13 protein-coding genes are annotated in these 15,110 nt (G+C 71.8%); 9 read left to right on the top strand and 4 right to left on the bottom strand.

Annotated features, from left to right (window positions below; genetic code table 11):
• A partial coding sequence (locus tag EFE23_RS24865) for a PspC domain-containing protein (RefSeq protein ID WP_199737218.1) occupies nucleotides 1-593 on the bottom strand: 593 nt, incomplete at its 3' end.
• A gap of 199 nt (nucleotides 594-792) precedes the next feature.
• On the opposite strand from EFE23_RS24865, the gene EFE23_RS24860 reads away from it, so the two are divergent.
• The 7 genes from EFE23_RS24860 to EFE23_RS24830 all read left to right on the top strand — a co-directional run bounded on the left by EFE23_RS24860 (nucleotide 793) and on the right by EFE23_RS24830 (nucleotide 8,241).
• A complete protein-coding gene (locus EFE23_RS24860) occupies nucleotides 793-2,037 on the top strand; it encodes an ATP-binding protein (RefSeq protein WP_123243338.1) in 1,245 nt (414 codons plus the stop codon).
• Between the two features lie 2 nt (nucleotides 2,038-2,039).
• The gene (locus EFE23_RS24855; protein WP_123243339.1) at nucleotides 2,040-2,720 is read left to right on the top strand and encodes a response regulator; all 681 of its coding nucleotides are present in this window, start codon (nucleotides 2,040-2,042) and stop codon (nucleotides 2,718-2,720) included.
• Nucleotides 2,721-2,893: 173 nt separating this feature from the next.
• Entirely contained in the window at nucleotides 2,894-4,072 is a 1,179-nt protein-coding gene (locus tag EFE23_RS24850) for a thioester domain-containing protein (protein ID WP_123243337.1), read from the top strand.
• Nucleotides 4,073-4,272: 200 nt separating this feature from the next.
• Nucleotides 4,273-5,199: an ABC transporter permease gene (locus EFE23_RS24845; RefSeq protein WP_123243336.1), complete on the top strand. Its 927-nt coding sequence runs from the start codon at nucleotides 4,273-4,275 to the stop codon at nucleotides 5,197-5,199.
• Entirely contained in the window at nucleotides 5,192-6,178 is a 987-nt protein-coding gene (locus EFE23_RS24840) for an ABC transporter permease (RefSeq protein ID WP_123243335.1), read from the top strand. Before EFE23_RS24845 ends, EFE23_RS24840 begins: the two co-directional genes overlap by 8 nt.
• A gap of 25 nt (nucleotides 6,179-6,203) precedes the next feature.
• Nucleotides 6,204-7,232, top strand: a complete 1,029-nt coding sequence (locus EFE23_RS24835; protein WP_123243334.1) for an ABC transporter ATP-binding protein — start codon at nucleotides 6,204-6,206, stop codon at nucleotides 7,230-7,232.
• A complete protein-coding gene (locus EFE23_RS24830) occupies nucleotides 7,225-8,241 on the top strand; it encodes an ABC transporter ATP-binding protein (protein WP_123243333.1) in 1,017 nt (338 codons plus the stop codon). The genes EFE23_RS24835 and EFE23_RS24830 overlap by 8 nt, the downstream gene beginning before the upstream one ends.
• 101 nt (nucleotides 8,242-8,342) lie before the next feature.
• Here the strand turns inward: EFE23_RS24830 and EFE23_RS24825 are convergent, their stop codons facing one another.
• Nucleotides 8,343-8,696 (bottom strand): chorismate mutase, encoded by a 354-nt coding sequence (locus tag EFE23_RS24825; RefSeq protein WP_123243332.1) that lies wholly within the window; start codon nucleotides 8,694-8,696, stop codon nucleotides 8,343-8,345.
• 336 nt (nucleotides 8,697-9,032) lie between these two features.
• Between EFE23_RS24825 and pcrA the strand changes: the two genes are divergently transcribed.
• Complete coding sequence (pcrA, locus tag EFE23_RS24820) at nucleotides 9,033-11,519, top strand: DNA helicase PcrA (RefSeq protein ID WP_123243331.1); 2,487 nt, start codon at nucleotides 9,033-9,035, stop codon at nucleotides 11,517-11,519.
• Nucleotides 11,520-11,578: 59 nt separating this feature from the next.
• Here pcrA and EFE23_RS24815 read toward each other — a convergent pair whose 3' ends face one another.
• Together EFE23_RS24815 and EFE23_RS24810 are read right to left on the bottom strand one after the other, a co-directional pair.
• On the bottom strand, nucleotides 11,579-12,355 hold the full coding sequence (locus tag EFE23_RS24815; RefSeq protein WP_123243330.1) for a M23 family metallopeptidase: 777 nt from the start codon (nucleotides 12,353-12,355) through the stop codon (nucleotides 11,579-11,581).
• 250 nt (nucleotides 12,356-12,605) lie between these two features.
• Nucleotides 12,606-13,316, bottom strand: coding sequence for a M23 family metallopeptidase (locus tag EFE23_RS24810; RefSeq protein ID WP_123243329.1), 711 nt, complete (start codon nucleotides 13,314-13,316; stop codon nucleotides 12,606-12,608).
• A gap of 642 nt (nucleotides 13,317-13,958) precedes the next feature.
• On the opposite strand from EFE23_RS24810, the gene icmB reads away from it, so the two are divergent.
• Nucleotides 13,959-14,363 carry a coenzyme B12-dependent isobutyryl CoA mutase small subunit gene (icmB, locus tag EFE23_RS24805; RefSeq protein WP_123243328.1) on the top strand — a complete coding sequence of 135 codons (405 nt, stop codon included), beginning with the start codon at nucleotides 13,959-13,961 and terminating at the stop codon, nucleotides 14,361-14,363.
• Nucleotides 14,364-15,110: the final 747 nt, after the last annotated feature.

Raw genomic sequence — 15,110 nt, 5'->3', positions numbered from 1 at the left:
GGGGCCGCGCCCGGCCGCGCCTCCGGGCCCCGCTGGTCCCGGTTGAGCAGCAACGCGCCGCCGATCAGGATCACCGCACCGAGGAGGATCGCCCGGAACGCGTTGGTGACCACGTAGCCGAAGCCGACCGCCACCACGATGCTGAGCACGATCACGGTGATCGGGGACATGCTCGACCGTCCCCGGCCCAGCATCGACTCCACCGGTGAGGCGGTGTCGCCCTCCCCGGGGATGATCAGCCAGGCGGTGACGTAGACCAGGATGCCGATCCCGCCGAAGAAGCCCAGCACGGCGAGGAGCACCCGCCAGAGCACCGGATCGGTGTTGGTCGCCCGGCCGATCGCCGCGCAGACGCCGGCCAGGTAGCGGCCCTCGCGGGGGCGGACCAGCCCGTACCGTGTGGTGAAGCCGGCGGCGCCGGGCGGTGGGGCGTACCCGCCGGGGGGCGGCCCGGGGTACGACCCGGAACCGCCGGGCGGTGGCGGCGCGGTGGGATCGGCGGCGGTGGGCGCCGGCCCCGGCGGCGGGGGTGGCGGTGGCCCGTCCTGTGCTGCCGCCCCAGGTCGGGGCGGACGGGCAGCGTCCTCGGTCATGCCTACGATCCTGCTGCCCCGGCCGCCCGAGCGTCCTCCGGACCCGACCCTGACGCCACCCTGAGATCCCGCGGGCCCGAATGTCGGGGGCGTCCCCGTGGTCCGGACCGGCCCCGCCGTGTGACGATCGGGACGGCGCCGGCAGCGGCCGGCCCGCACCACCGTCACCCCGACCCGGGAGCCTCCGATCAGCAGCACCGTGACCCCGCACCCGCCGCGGCTCTACCGGGCCACCGAGCACCGGCTGGCCGCCGGCGTGGCCGCCGGCATCGCCGAGCACCTCGGCATCTCGGTGCTGCGCGTCCGGATCGCCTTCATGGTGCTGCTCGGGCTGAACGGCCTCGGACTGCTCCTGTACGCCGCGTTCTGGGCGGTCGTCCCGTTGCGACCCGGCGACACCGCCGTACCGCCCCGCCGTGACCTCGGCCAGCTGCTGCCGTTCGTCGCCATCGGGCTGGGCGTGCTGATGATCCAGGTGATGGCCTTCCACTCGGTCGGCGCGGCCGGCACGGCCGGCTGGCTGGTCGCGATCATCGCGGTCGGCGCCGGGGTGATCTGGCACCAGTCCGCGCCGGAGCGCCGCCGGCAGTGGGGCGGCTCGATGCCGGTGCCCTGGCTGGGCGCGGTGGTGGAGGAGAGCGACCGGCGGGCGTTCGTGCTCCGGTTCATCGGTGGCGGGGTGCTCGTCGCCGTCGGCATCATCGGCGTGGCCGCGGTCTACTCGCCGGCGCAGAACTTCGACGCCGTGCTCAACGGCGTGATCTTCGCGCTGGTGGGCCTGGCCGGGGTCGGCGTGGTGACCGGCCCGGTGCTCTGGCGGACCTGGAACCAGCTCCGCTCCGAGCGGGAGGGACGGATCCGGGAGCAGGAGCGGGCCGAGCTGGCCGCGATGGTGCACGACCAGGTGCTGCACACCCTCGCCCTGATCCAGCGCAACGCCAGCGACGTCAAGACGGTGCAGCGGCTGGCCCGTGGTCAGGAGCGATCGCTGCGGAACTGGCTCTACAAGCCCACCGCCTCGCCCACCGAACGCTTCGCCGCCGCCCTGGAGCAGGCCGCCGCGGAGGTGGAGGACACCTTCGCGATCACCGTGGAGGCGGTGGTGGTGGGCGACCGGGAGACCGACGAGCGGGTCGGCGCGCTGGTCGCCGCGACCCGCGAGGCGCTGGTCAACGCGGCCCGGCACGCCGAGGTGCGGACCGTCTCGCTCTACGCCGAGGTGGAGCCGGACCAGGTCAGCGTCTTCGTGCGGGACCGGGGCAAGGGCTTCGACCCGGATACGGTGGAGGATCACCGGCACGGCGTCCGGGGCTCGATCATCGGGCGGATGAAGCGGCACGGCGGCCGGGCGGAGATCCGGTCCGGGCCGGGGGAGGGGACCGAGGTCCGGCTGATCCTGCCGATCAGCGGTGGCACGGGCTCCACGGCGGAAAGGGACAAGTGATCATGACGGAGCAGGGAGCGGTCGAGCCGGCGGCGCCTCGGGAGGGGCGGCTGCGGGTGTTCCTCGTCGACGACCACGCCATGTTCCGGGCGGGCGTACGCGCGGAGCTGGGCACGCACGTCGAGGTGGTGGGGGAGGCGAGCACGGTGACCGAGGCGGTCACCCGGATCGCCGCGACCCAGCCGGACGTGGTGCTGCTCGACGTGCACATGCCGGACGGCGGGGGCCGGGCGGTGCTGGAGGCGATGCGGCGTACCCACCCGCAGGTGCGGTTCCTGGCGCTGAGCGTCTCCGACGCGGCCGAGGACGTGATCGGCCTGATCCGGGCCGGCGCCCGGGGGTACGTCACGAAGACCATCTCGCCGGACGAGCTGACCGACGCGATCCGCCGGGTGGCCGACGGGGACGCGGTGTTCAGCCCCCGGCTGGCCGGGTTCGTGCTGGACGCGTTCGCGGCGCGGCCGGACGCGCCGGTCGCCGACCCCGAGCTGGACCAGCTCACCAACCGCGAGCGCGAGGTGCTCCGGCTGCTGGCCCGCGGGTACGCGTACAAGGAGATCGCCAAGGAGCTGTTCATCTCGATCAAGACGGTCGAGACGCACGTCTCCAACGTGCTGCGCAAGCTCCAGATGTCCAACCGGTACGAGTTGTCCCGCTGGGCCGCGGACCGCCGACTGGTCTGACGGGCCGGCTTCCGGTCATTCCCGCCCTCGGGGATGACAAAAGATCATCGAATCGTCCATAATGGCCCGTCGCGTCTTCCGCGTGCGGGTGGTGCGAGACCCCGCGGGGGACGGCGACGTGTCGGGCCCGCGTGGGACGGGCCACCACCCCTGGGGAGAGGTGCACGATTCCGATGTTCATGCAACGAGGTCGACGCTGGGCGCGTACCGCCGCGGCGCTCGTCGCCGGCGGTGCGCTGGCGCTGGGCCTGGCCGGGCCGGCGCGCGCCGCCGACGCCACCGGCACCGCGGTCAGCGTCAAGGGCACCGGCGTCCAGCTGGTGCTCAACGGCAAGCCGATGACCACGTCCGAGCTGGCCCTCAAGATCGACGGCAAGCAGGTCCCCGCCTACTGCATCGACTTTCACACCCAGGTCGCGCTGAACGGGACGTACGACGAGGGCAGCTGGGACAGGTCCGGCATCGCCGCCGAGAAGCTGGGCAAGGTGCAGTGGGTGCTGACCCACGGCTACCCGAACGGCGAGGCGACCGCGCTGCTGACCGCCGCGGGCGCCACCGTGCCGGCCGGGGTCGACGCCGCCCGCCGTGACGTCCTGCTCTACTTCGGCACCCAGACCGCGATCTGGACGTTCAGCGACGACGTGGTGCTCGGCGACTGGCAGGACGGTGTGAAGCTCGGCGAGCAGCAGTACGCCGTGGTCAAGAAGGTGCACGACTACCTGGTCGCGCACGCGACCGACCAGCCGGAGCCGAAGGCCGACCTGACCGTGGACCCGGCGAAGGCCACCGCGACCGCCGGCGGGAAGGCCGGACCGTTCACGGTCACCGGGCCGGCGGGCGAGATCACCGTGGCGGCCACCGGCGGTCAGGCCGTCGACGAGGCCGGCAAGCCCGTCACGACCATCACCAACGGGGGCCGGTTCTGGCTCACCCGTGACGGCGCCGGCGAGGTGTCGGTGACCCTGAAGGCCGAGAACTCGGTCTCCTTCGGCCGGGTCTTCCTCTACACCGGCGGCAAGGCCCAGAAGCTGATCCTGGGCGGCAGCACCGGCGAGACGGTGCGGGCCGAGGCTGTCGCGAGCTTCACCGCCGTCCCGGCGTCCCCGTCGGCCTCGCCGTCGCCGTCGCCGTCGTCGGCGTCGGCGTCCCCCTCGGCCCCGGCGGAGAGCCCCTCCCCGTCCACCCCGGCGGGCAGCCCGGCGCCGTCGACCTCGCCGGCCAGCAATGGCGGGGGCCTGCCGCTGACCGGCTCGCCGGTCGCCGCCGCCGCCACCGTGGGCGTGCTGCTGCTGGCCGCCGGCGCGGTCGCCGTGCTGATCGTCCGGCGCCGCAAGGTCCGCTTCACCGCCTGACCCGGGCGGTCCGTCCGGCCCCGGCGCCCCGCGCGCCGGGGCCGGACCCGTTCCAGGTACGCCGGCGCGGGGCCTGCCGGCATCCCCCCGCCTGAGCCCGACCCGGGGCCGTTCCGCGAGGGGGTGTACAACGGACCCCTCGCACGTTGTCACCATCCGTGTCGGCCGTCCGACGCGCCCCCTGTCTGGAGGACCACCCCATGGGCCGTTATCTCTTGAGACGGCTGCTGCAACTCGTGCCGGTCTTCATCGGCACGACGTTCCTGATCTACTGGCTCGTCTGGTCGGTGCCCGGCGACCCGTTCGCCGGCAAGTGCGGTGATCGCCCCTGCCCGGCGAACTACGTCAATGCGATGACCGAGAAGTACCATCTCAACGACTCGATCTGGGTGCAGTACGCCACCTACATGAAGAACCTTTTCCAGGGCGACTTCGGCACCACGTTCAGCGGCCGGTCGATCGGCGACATCATCGCCACGTCGTACCCGAACACGCTGAAGCTGGCGGTGGTCGCCCTGGCGATCGAGGCCATCATCGGTCTCGGCGCGGGTGTGCTGACCGGTCTCCGGCGCAACGGCTTCCTGGATAATCTGGTCCTGATCTCCACCCTCTTCCTGATCGCGCTGCCGGTCTTCGTCATCGGCTTCGTGCTCCAGTGGCTCATCGGCGTCAAGTGGGGCCTCGTCCGCCCGACCGTCTCGAACGACATGCCGATCACCGAGCTGCTCCTCCCCGGCTTCGTGCTGGGCAGCGCCTCGATGGCGTACATCGCCCGGGTGGCGCGGACCAGCATCGCGGAGAACCGCCGCGCCGACTACGTCCGCACCGCCATCGCCAAGGGCCTCCCCATGCGCCGGGTGGTCGGCGTGCACCTGCTCCGCAACTCGCTGATCCCGGTCGTCACCCTGCTCGGCACCGACCTCGGCGCCCTGATGGGCGGTGCCATCGTCACCGAGGGCATCTTCGGCATCAACGGCATCGGCCGCCAGGTGCTGCGAGCCATCGTCACGAAGCAGAGCGCTACCGTTGTCGGCATCGTGGTGGTGTTGGTGCTCGTCTACCTGGTCATGAACCTGCTGGTGGACCTGCTCTACGCCGCCCTGGACCCGAGGATCCGCTATGAGTGACCCGACCGCCGCGTCGATCGTCTCGACGCCGCCCGCGACCATGCCGACCGAGGCCGGTTCCGGTGCGCCCACGAACGCCGGCCTGCCCGAGTCGCAGCAGAAGCAGCAGAAGCCGCGTGGCCTGCTCGGCGACGCCTGGCTCGACCTGCGTCGCAAGCCGCTGTTCTGGATCTCGGCCGCGTTCATCGTGCTGTTCCTGCTGATGGCGGCGTTCCCGTCGCTGTTCACCTCCGGTGACGCGGTCAACGGCACGCTGTCGCGCAGCCGGGTGGAGCCGTCGGCGGACGCCTGGTTCGGCTACGACGTGCAGGGCCGCGACGTGTTCGCCCGGACCATCTACGGTGCCCGCGCCTCGATCGTGGTGGCCGTGCTCTCCACCATGGGCACGCTGCTGATCGGTGGCGCGATGGGCATCATCGCCGGCTACCGCGGCGGCTGGGTGGACGCGCTGCTCTCCCGCATCGCGGACATCTTCTTCGGCCTGCCGTTCGTGCTCGGCTCGATCGTCATCCTGACCACGTTCAACGGCGCGGGCACGGACAACGGCGAGTGGCAGATCATGGGCCTGGTGATCATGTCGCTGACCGTGCTGAGCTGGCCGGTGACCATGCGGCTGATGCGTTCCTCGGTGCTGGCCACCAAGGAGGCCGACTACATCGTCGCGGCCCGCGCGCTCGGCGCCGGCACCGGCAGGATCATCCTCAAGCACCTGCTGCCGAACTGCCTGGCCCCGCTGCTGGTCTACGGCACGATCATGGTCGGTTCGTTCATCGGCGCCGAGGCCACGCTCTCCTTCCTGGGCATCGGCCTGAAGACCCCCGTCGTGTCCTGGGGCATCATGATCAGCGAGGCGCAGAACTACATCCGGGTCTCGCCGTACCTGCTGTTCTTCCCCTCCGCGTTCCTCGTCGCCGCCGTGCTGAGCTTCGTCATGCTCGGCGAGGCGGTCCGCGAGGCCCTCGACCCGAAGCTCCGATAGGGGAACTGAGTTGTCCGACATTCTCGTGTCCGAGCAGTCCGCCCCGGGCGCCGACGGATCCGGCCGCCCCTCGGGCCGCCTGCTCGAGGTCGACGACCTTCGGGTGGAGTTCCGTACCCGGGACGGCGTCGCCAAGGTCATCAATGGGGTGACGTACCACGTCGACGCGGGGGAGACCCTCGCCGTGCTCGGCGAGTCCGGCTCCGGCAAGAGCGTCACGGCGCAGACCATCATGGGCATCCTGGACACCCCGCCCGGCTTCGTCACCGGTGGGCAGGTCCGCTTCCACGGCAAGGACATGCTCGCGATGTCCGCCGAGCAGCGGCGCCGGATCCGGGGTGAAGGCATTGCGATGATCTTCCAGGACTCGCTCTCCGCCCTCAACCCGGTTTTCACCGTCGGCTTCCAGATCGCCGAGCAGTTCCGCATCCGGCGCGGCATGAGCCGCGCGGACGCCAAGAAGCGCGCGATCGAGATGCTCGACCAGGTGAAGATCCCCAACGCCAAGGGTCGGTACAGCAACTACCCGCACCAGTTCTCGGGCGGTATGCGGCAGCGCGCGATGATCGCGATGTCGCTGGCCCTCGACCCCGAGGTGCTGATCGCGGACGAGCCGACCACCGCGCTGGACGTGACCGTGCAGGCCCAGATCATGGACCTGCTCGGCGAGCTCCAGCGGGAGCGGCAGATGGGCATGATCCTGATCACCCACGACCTCGGCGTGGTCGCCGACGTCGCGGACCGGATCGCGGTCATGTACGCCGGCCGGATCGTCGAGGAAGCCGACGTGTACGACCTGTACGCCAAGCCGGCGCACCCGTACACCCTGGGCCTGCTCAACTCGATCCCGCGGATGGACGAGAAGGGGCAGGAGCTCCGCACCATCAAGGGCCTGCCGCCGAACCTGATGAACATCCCGCCGGGCTGCCCGTTCAACCCGCGCTGCCCGATGGCGCAGCCGGTGTGCCGGGAGAAGCTGCCCCCGCTGCTGCAGGTCGGCCGCAGCCGGGCCAGCGCCTGCCACTTCGCCGAGGAGCTCGTGAACCGTGACTGAGAACATCATCGAGGTCCGTGACCTGGTCAAGCACTACCCCGTGACCCGGGGCATCGTGTTCAAGAAGACCATCGGTCAGGTCAAGGCGGTCGACGGCGTCTCCTTCGAGCTGAAGGCCGGCGAGACGCTGGGCGTGGTGGGTGAGTCCGGCTGCGGCAAGTCGACGCTGGCCCGGGTCCTGATGAACCTGGAGCGGCCCACCGCCGGCCAGGTCCTCTACAAGGGCCAGGACATCTCCAAGCTCTCCGGCGGGGCGCTGCGCCGCCTCCGCCGGCAGATCCAGCTGGTGATGCAGGACCCGTACACCTCGCTGAACCCCCGGATGACGGTCGGTGACCTGATCGGTGAGCCGTTCGAGATCCACCCGGATGTGGCTCCGCGGGGCAGCCGGCGCAGCAAGGTCAAGGAGCTGCTCGACCTGGTCGGCCTGAACCCGGAGCACATCAACCGGTACCCGCACCAGTTCTCCGGCGGTCAGCGGCAGCGCATCGGCATCGCCCGGGCGCTCGCTCTGCGGCCGGAGGTCATCGTCTGCGACGAGCCGGTGTCGGCGCTGGACGTGTCGATCCAGGCGCAGGTGATGAACCTGCTGGAGAAGCTCCAGGCGGAGTTCGGTCTGTCGTACGTCTTCATCGCCCACGACCTGTCGGTCGTGCGCCACCTCTCCGACCGGGTCGCGGTGATGTACCTGGGCAAGATGGTGGAGATCGGCACCGAGGACGAGATCTACGAGCGGCCGACCCACCCGTACACCCAGGCGCTGCTCTCGGCCGTGCCGGTGCCCGACCCGACGCTGCGGGATAACAAGGCGATCATCCGGCTCACCGGTGACGTCCCCTCCCCGGTCAGCCCACCCTCGGGCTGCCGGTTCCGGACCCGGTGCTGGAAGGCGCAGGACATCTGCGCCCAGGAGGTGCCGCTGCTGCAGATCCGGCGGGGCTCGGACCACCCGAGCGCCTGCCACTTCGCGGAGAAGCGGGAGATCGTCGCCACCCACGAGGCGGCCTGACCCACCCCGGACCGCCTGCCGGCGTCAGCGCGACGTCGGCAGGCGGTTCGTCGTATCCGGCAACTCCAGCTCGGCGCGGCCTGAAGGCCCGCCGGGGGCCTTCACAGCGGGCCGCGGCCGGCGCGGAGCAGCAGCAGGGCAAGCTGGGTGCCGTCCGCGCCGAGCGCCTCCCGGAAGCGCTCCAGGATCTCCCGCTCCCGGGAGAGCACCAGGCGGGTGCCACCGGAGGCCATCCGGGTGGCCCCGACCTCCTGGGACAGCGCGGCCCGCTCCTGCCAGAGCGCGATGATGGTGCGGTCGATCTCGTCGATCCGCTCCCTGATCTCGGCGATCCGTTCCGCGGCCGCCGAGTCGGCGGTGCCCGTGCGGGCCGCCGCGGCCCCGGTCGGGTTCGTGCCGTTCGGCCCGTCGTGCCGCGCCAGGCTGCCGCTGGACTCCACCACGTCAGTCATCATCGTCGTACCCCTCGGGGTCTCGGGCCCGGTGCCCGGATCCCGGGACGAAAAAGCCCCGGGCTCTCCGAGCCCGGGGCTTTCGCAGGTCTTGTGCTCAGGCGCGACCTACGGCTGCCGGACTCCCGGTGCCGTAGTAAAAGTAGAAGCGCTGCTCGAACACGCCGTCGAGTATGCCGACCCGCGGCCGGTCCGCGCAAGGAAACCGCCAACCTGTGGGATGCGAAGCCGCCGCCAGCGTGGCGCGCCCGCCACCGCGCCACGACCTGGCGCCGCCGGCGGCCTGCCGGCCCCGCGCGCACCGGAGATGTCCGGCCGGCGGCATAGACTCGCCGTGCGATGCATCCTCTCTTCGACATCCCCGCGTCCCCGCCCGCGCCGGAGCCCCAGCCGAGCCCGTCGCACGGGCCCGGCGGCGACTCCAGCCCGTCCGGCGTTCATGACCGGCCCTCGGCGCGGCCGGGTGGCACGCCGGAGCGGAAGAAGGCCGGTCCGGCGCCGTCGGCCCGGCCGGGTCCGCAGGCCCTGCTCGACGGGCTGAACGGCCCCCAGCGGGACGCGGTCACCCATGCCGGGTCCCCGCTGCTGATCGTGGCCGGCGCCGGCTCCGGCAAGACCCGGGTGCTGACCAACCGGATCGCCTACCTGCTCGCCGCCCGGGACGTGCACCCGGGTGAGATCATCGCCATCACCTTCACCAACAAGGCCGCCGGCGAGATGAAGGAGCGGGTTGCCGCTCTCGTCGGCCCGCGTGCCAGGTTGATGTGGGTGTCGACCTTCCACTCGGCCTGCGTCCGGATCCTGCGGGCCGAGCACGAGCACGCCGGCCTGAAGTCCACCTTCTCGATCTACGACGCGGACGACTCCCGCCGGCTCATGCAGATGGTCGCCCGCGAGCTCGACCTGGACCCGAAGCGCTACCCGGCGCGCGGCCTGGCCGCCCAGGTCTCCAACCTGAAGAACGAGCTGGTCGACCCGGAGGAATTCGCCGGCCGCGCCAAGGGCCCCAACGAGCGGGCGCTGGCCGAGGCGTACACGCTCTACCAGCGGCGGCTGCGCGAGGCGCACGCGCTGGACTTCGACGACCTGATCATGACGACGGTGCACCTGCTCCAGTCGCACCCGCACGTCGCGGAGAGCTACCGGCGGCGGTTCCGGCACGTGCTGGTCGACGAGTACCAGGACACCAACCACGCCCAGTACGTGCTGATCAAGGAGCTGGTCTCCGGCACGGAGGGCATCCCGCCGGCCGAGCTCTGCGTGGTCGGTGACGCCGACCAGTCGATCTACGCGTTCCGCGGCGCCACCATCCGCAACATCCTCGAGTTCGAGCGCGACTTCACCGACGCGCGGACGATCCTGCTGGAGCAGAACTACCGCTCCACCCAGACCATCCTCAACGCCGCCAACGCGGTGATCGACCGGAACACCTCCCGCAAGCCCAAGCGGCTGTGGAGCGACGCCGGGGCCGGCGAGCAGATCGTCGGGTACGTGGCCGACACCGAGCACGCCGAGGCGGACTGGGTGGCCCGGGAGATCGACCGGCTGGTCGACGCGGGCGACACCCGCCCGGGCGACGTGGCCGTCTTCTACCGCACCAACGCCATGTCCCGGGTCTTCGAGGAGGTGTTCATCCGGGTCGGCCTGCCCTACAAGGTGGTTGGCGGGGTGCGCTTCTACGAGCGCAAGGAGGTCCGCGACGCGCTGGCCTACCTGCGCGCCGTGGTGAACGACGACGACACGGTGAGCCTGCGCCGGATCCTCAACACCCCGCGCCGTGGCATCGGGGAGCGGGCCGAGGCGTGCGTGGAGGCGCTGGCCGGCCGCGACCGGATCTCCTTCGGCGCGGCGCTGCGCCGGGCCAAGGACGCCCCGGGCATCTCCACCCGGGCCGCCAACGGCATCGCCGAGTTCGTCGCGCTGCTCGACGATGCGCGCGAGCTGGCCGCCACCGGCACCCCGGAGGAGGTGCTGGAGGCCGTGCTGACCCGCTCGGGCTACCTGGCCGAGCTGGAGGAGAGCCTCGATCCGCAGGACGCCGGCCGGGTGGACAACCTCCAGGAACTGGTCAGTGTCGCCCGGGAGTACACCGAGCGGATCGAGGCGCTGGGCGAGGAGGACGAGCGGGCCACCCTGGCCGGCTTCCTGGAGCAGGTGGCGCTGGTCGCCGACGCCGACCAGATCCCCGCCGACGATCCGGACCACCAGGGCGTGGTGACCCTCATGACCCTGCACACCGCCAAGGGGCTGGAATTCCCGGTGGTGTTCCTCAGCGGCCTGGAGGACGGCGTCTTCCCGCACCTGCGTTCGTTGGGCGACACCCGCGAGCTGGAGGAGGAGCGGCGGCTGGCGTACGTGGGCATCACCCGGGCCCGGCAGCGCCTCTACCTGTCCCGGGCGGTCACCCGCTCGGCGTGGGGCGCACCGGCCTACAACCCGCCGTCGCGCTTCCTGGAGGAGCTGCCGACCGAGCTGGTCCGCTGGGAGCGCACCGAGGGGTCGTACACCTCGTGGGCCGGTGGGGGCGGTGGCGTCGGCGGCCGCGCGGACCGCGCGCCCGGCGGGCGTGGCACCTTCACCGGGGGTACGCCCAAGGCGGCGCAGCTCGCCAAGCGGCTCGGGGTCGACGCCAGCCGGCTGGCCACGGCGAGCGAGTTGAAGCAGACGCCGAAGGTCTCGGTGGGCGACCGGGTCAACCACCAGCGCTACGGCCTGGGCCGGGTGCTGGCCGTCGAGGGGCACGGGCCGGGGGCCCGGGCGCAGATCGACTTCGGTGACCAGACGATGTGGCTGGTGCTCCGGCACGCCCCGATCGACAAGCTCTGAGTCGAGTGAGGCCCGGTCCGGCGATCGCCGGACCGGGCCCCTCCTCGTGCCGTCGCCCGTCAGCAGGCCACGTCGATGCCCCGGGCGCGCAGGAACGGCGCCGGGTCGATCTGGTTCCACATGGCGCCCTTGTGCACCTCGAAGTGCAGGTGCGGGCCCGTGGCGTCGCCGGTGGCGCCCTCGTAGCCGATGACCTGGCCGGCCTTCACCTTGTCGCCGACGCTGACGATCAGGCGGCTCTGGTGCGCGTAGTGGGTCAGGTAGCCGTTGTGGTGGTCGATGAAGACCGAGTTGCCGTAGCCGTCGCCGGCGTCCCCGGCCTTCACCACGGTGCCCGCCGCGGCGGCGTGGATCGGGGTGCCCGCCGGCATCGCGAAGTCGATGCCGGCGTGCAGCGTGCCCCACCGCTGGCCGTAGCAGGAGGTGATTCCGGCGCCCTTCATCGGGATCACCCAGCTGGGCTTGGGCTTGCTGGTCGCCTTCGGCTTGGGCTTGGCCGTCTTCGTCGGCTTCGGGCTGGCCGTGGTCGGGCTCGGGGACGGGCTGGCCGGGGTCGCGGACGGGGTGACCGGCGCGGTCGACTCGCGGACCGAGCGGTCGGCGCGGGCGGCGGCCTCGGCGCGGGCCTGGGCGTCGAAGTCCACGGCGGACGGGGCCGGAGTGTCGTGGCCGGCGGTGGCGACGGAGACGCCGCCGAAGCCGAGGCCGACCAGAGCGGCCGCGCCGATGACGAGGTATGTGGTGCGCCGGACCGGGCGCTTGCGCCGGTGCCGGGCGGGGGTGTCCGGGGTGTTCTCGTTCTGGATGGGGCTGTCTTCCTGCACGGGGACCTTCATCAGTCGAGGGGGCACGTGACCTCGAAATACTGGTGTCGGCCCGAGTCGCGGCGGGTACTGGCACCAGAGGACCGGGGTGGTCGGCGGCCACCACGGGCCGGGTTCATGCCCGATCGCGCCCTTTCCGCTGGAAAAGGATCATGTACGGGTGTGCGGCCGCTCACATTTCTGACTGTGACCCGGCAGACTTTGCCGCAACGAAAACCGCCCGGATCGACTGATCCGGGCGGTCAAAGGACGATACGCAGCGTCAGGACGCGGCTACTTCGCTGTAGATTGCCTCGACTTGCAGCTTGATGTCCACTCCGTGGTCCGCCAGGAACGGCACCGGGTCGAGCGGCTGCCCGTCAACGTGGATCTCCAGGTGCAGGTGGGAACCGTACGAGTGGCCGGTGTTGCCGACCAGGCCGAGCTGGTCGCCCGCCTTGACCTGCTGCCCCTCCTTGACGGTGACCGCCGACGAGTGGCCGTAGATGGCCTCGCTGCCGTCCGGGTGCTGGACGATCACGGCGTAGCCGTAGCCGCCGAACCAGCCGGCCTTGGTGACCGTGCCGTCATGAACCGCCAGGTACGGGGTTCCCTCCGGGGCGACCAGGTCGATGCCGGTGTGCAGCTTGCCCCAGCGCATGCCGTAGGGCGAGTTGAAGTCGTAGCCGTGCAGCGGGAGCAGCCAGACGTCCTGCTCGGTCGAGGCCTTGTCGGTGCGGCTGTCCCGGCTGGCGCGGTCGGCCGAGTCGCCACGGGCCGCCACGTCCTGGTTGGTGACCGAGGCCTGCTTGAGCTCGTCGAGGACCGACGGGCTGACGCTCTTGGCGTCCGGGAGGGCGTTCGCGCCGAGGGCGACGATGCCGGCCCCCACGAAGGCGGTGGTCACGACCGCGGCGTAGCGGCTCCGCGGTGGGGTGGGTACGCGGCGACGGCCGCGATATCTATCGGGCTCAGACGACAGGCGCTGGCGCACGCACACCCTCCGTTGTCGGGGATCCGATGCGACCTCGAACCGTTCGGTGAAGCTCGGTCGAACGTCCGGTGGCCGCGTCGTCACCCGTCCGTGGACCTGATGACAACCGTGGACACGTTAGCCAACCGCCACTCCTGTCACAAGCTGAAGCGCCGAATTGGCGTTTCTTTCTGTCCGTTTCCGTCCGCTCTTGTCATAGCTCGTGCCGCCGGTTGGCTGGCCTGCTAACTACCCGTTCGTCGCGGACAGTGACCGTTCGGCGGAGGCGTCCCGCTTCCGCCACGGCCCGTCCGTCGCTATTGGATCACCACCGTCCCCGGATGGCTCTCCACCGTCCTCGGATGGGCCACCGCTGCCCGGATGGATCAGCCCCCGGATGCGGCATGTCGCGGTGTCGTCGGCGCCGGATACCGCCGGTTGCGGCGAACCGAGACGATCAACGCCGGCCCGCCGGCCGGCCGTCCCGCCGGGTGGGGTCGCCGGTCCGGTCGCCGGGGCGTCTTTCGGAGGGCCGGGACGGGGAAACCGGGTCACGGACGGGGAAACCGGGTCAGGGGTGCAGCCCGGGTTTCCGGCCCCGGGTCGGCCGGGTTACCGTTCGTTCAGGTGAGGACTGCCCCAGCCGGTGAAAGGTGTGCGCTGATGAGCTCTCGTATCCGGGTCGTCGTCGCGAAGCCCGGCCTGGACGGCCACGACCGGGGCGCGAAGGTGGTCGCCCGTGCCCTGCGGGACGCCGGCATGGAGGTCATCTACACCGGCCTGCACCAGACGCCGGAGCAGATCGTGGAGACCGCGATCCAGGAGGACGCCGACGCCGTCGGCCTGTCCGTCCTTTCCGGCGCGCACATGACCCTCTTCAAGCGGGTGATGGAGCTGCTCGCCGAGCGCGACGCCGCCGACGTGGTGGTCTTCGGCGGTGGCATCATCCCGGACGCCGACATCCCCGAGCTGGAGCGGCTCGGCGTCGCCAAGATCTTCACCCCGGGCGCGACCACCCAGGCGATCGTGGAGTGGGTCCGGGAGAACATCGCCCAGCCGGTCGGCTGACCGCCGCGGGGCCGGTACCCGGACAGGGGGAGGGGCCGGACGCACCCCTCACACGCCCGGCCCCTCTATGCACGATGCCCCGCCGCCACCCCTCGACCGACAGGGCATCGGCCGTTCTCGTCGTCGTGCTGATCAGCGCTCCGACATCAGACTCAACGACGCCCCCACAAGGGGGTTACGCCCGCTCCTCAACATCCCCCGTACGGCTGAATCCGCCGTTGGCGTCGCCCCTGGTGAAGGCCGCGGTGTCGGGGAAGTTGGCGTCTCCTGGTTTGCGGAAACCGCAACTTCCCGGAAGTCGTCGCCGCCGGTACGCCGGAGGTCGGGCGGGGCGGGGTCGTTGCGGGACTGTCGGCGCAGAGCGGGAGTCGTATGGTGTGGCTGCCCGTACCGCGCCCGCGGTCGACGATCCCGCCGGGAGCCCGCCGTGACCCAGCCGTCGTCCCCGTCCCCGAACCCCGCCAAGGGGGAACCGCCGACCGGGAGCGCGCCGCAGCCGCAGCCGGACCGGTCCGTGCCGCAGGGCGACGCCGGATGGCCGGCGCAGCAGCCCGGTCGGCCGGGGCCGCCGACGTCCCCGCAGCCGCCGGACGCCGGTTGGTCGGCCCCGTCTCCGCCGCCGGCCGCCGGTTGGTCGTCCCCGTCCCAGCAGCCCGCTGTGCCGGGGCAGCAGCCCGTGGCGCCGGGGCAGCAGCCCGCCGTGCCGGGACAGCAGGGCCCGGGCTGGCCGGGTCAGCCGCAGGCCGG

The sequence above is a fragment of the Micromonospora solifontis genome (genome assembly GCF_003725545.1).
Lineage (GTDB): Bacteria > Actinomycetota > Actinomycetes > Mycobacteriales > Micromonosporaceae > Micromonospora > Micromonospora solifontis.
This window is presented reverse-complemented; position numbering and strand designations above follow the sequence as displayed.

What these genes read in the sequence shown, in the direction of transcription:
- EFE23_RS24855 (WP_123243339.1), top strand. Translation starts at nt 2,040, where the DNA reads ATGACGGAGCAGGGAGCGGTCGAGCCGGCGGCGCCTCGGGAGGGGCGG.
- EFE23_RS24850 (WP_123243337.1), top strand. Translation starts at nt 2,894, where the DNA reads ATGTTCATGCAACGAGGTCGACGCTGGGCGCGTACCGCCGCGGCGCTC.
- EFE23_RS24845 (WP_123243336.1), top strand. Translation starts at nt 4,273, where the DNA reads ATGGGCCGTTATCTCTTGAGACGGCTGCTGCAACTCGTGCCGGTCTTC.
- EFE23_RS24840 (WP_123243335.1), top strand. Translation starts at nt 5,192, where the DNA reads ATGAGTGACCCGACCGCCGCGTCGATCGTCTCGACGCCGCCCGCGACC.
- EFE23_RS24825 (WP_123243332.1), bottom strand. Translation starts at nt 8,696, where the DNA reads ATGATGACTGACGTGGTGGAGTCCAGCGGCAGCCTGGCGCGGCACGAC.
- pcrA (WP_123243331.1), top strand. Translation starts at nt 9,033, where the DNA reads ATGCATCCTCTCTTCGACATCCCCGCGTCCCCGCCCGCGCCGGAGCCC.
- EFE23_RS24815 (WP_123243330.1), bottom strand. Translation starts at nt 12,355, where the DNA reads ATGAAGGTCCCCGTGCAGGAAGACAGCCCCATCCAGAACGAGAACACC.
- icmB (WP_123243328.1), top strand. Translation starts at nt 13,959, where the DNA reads ATGAGCTCTCGTATCCGGGTCGTCGTCGCGAAGCCCGGCCTGGACGGC.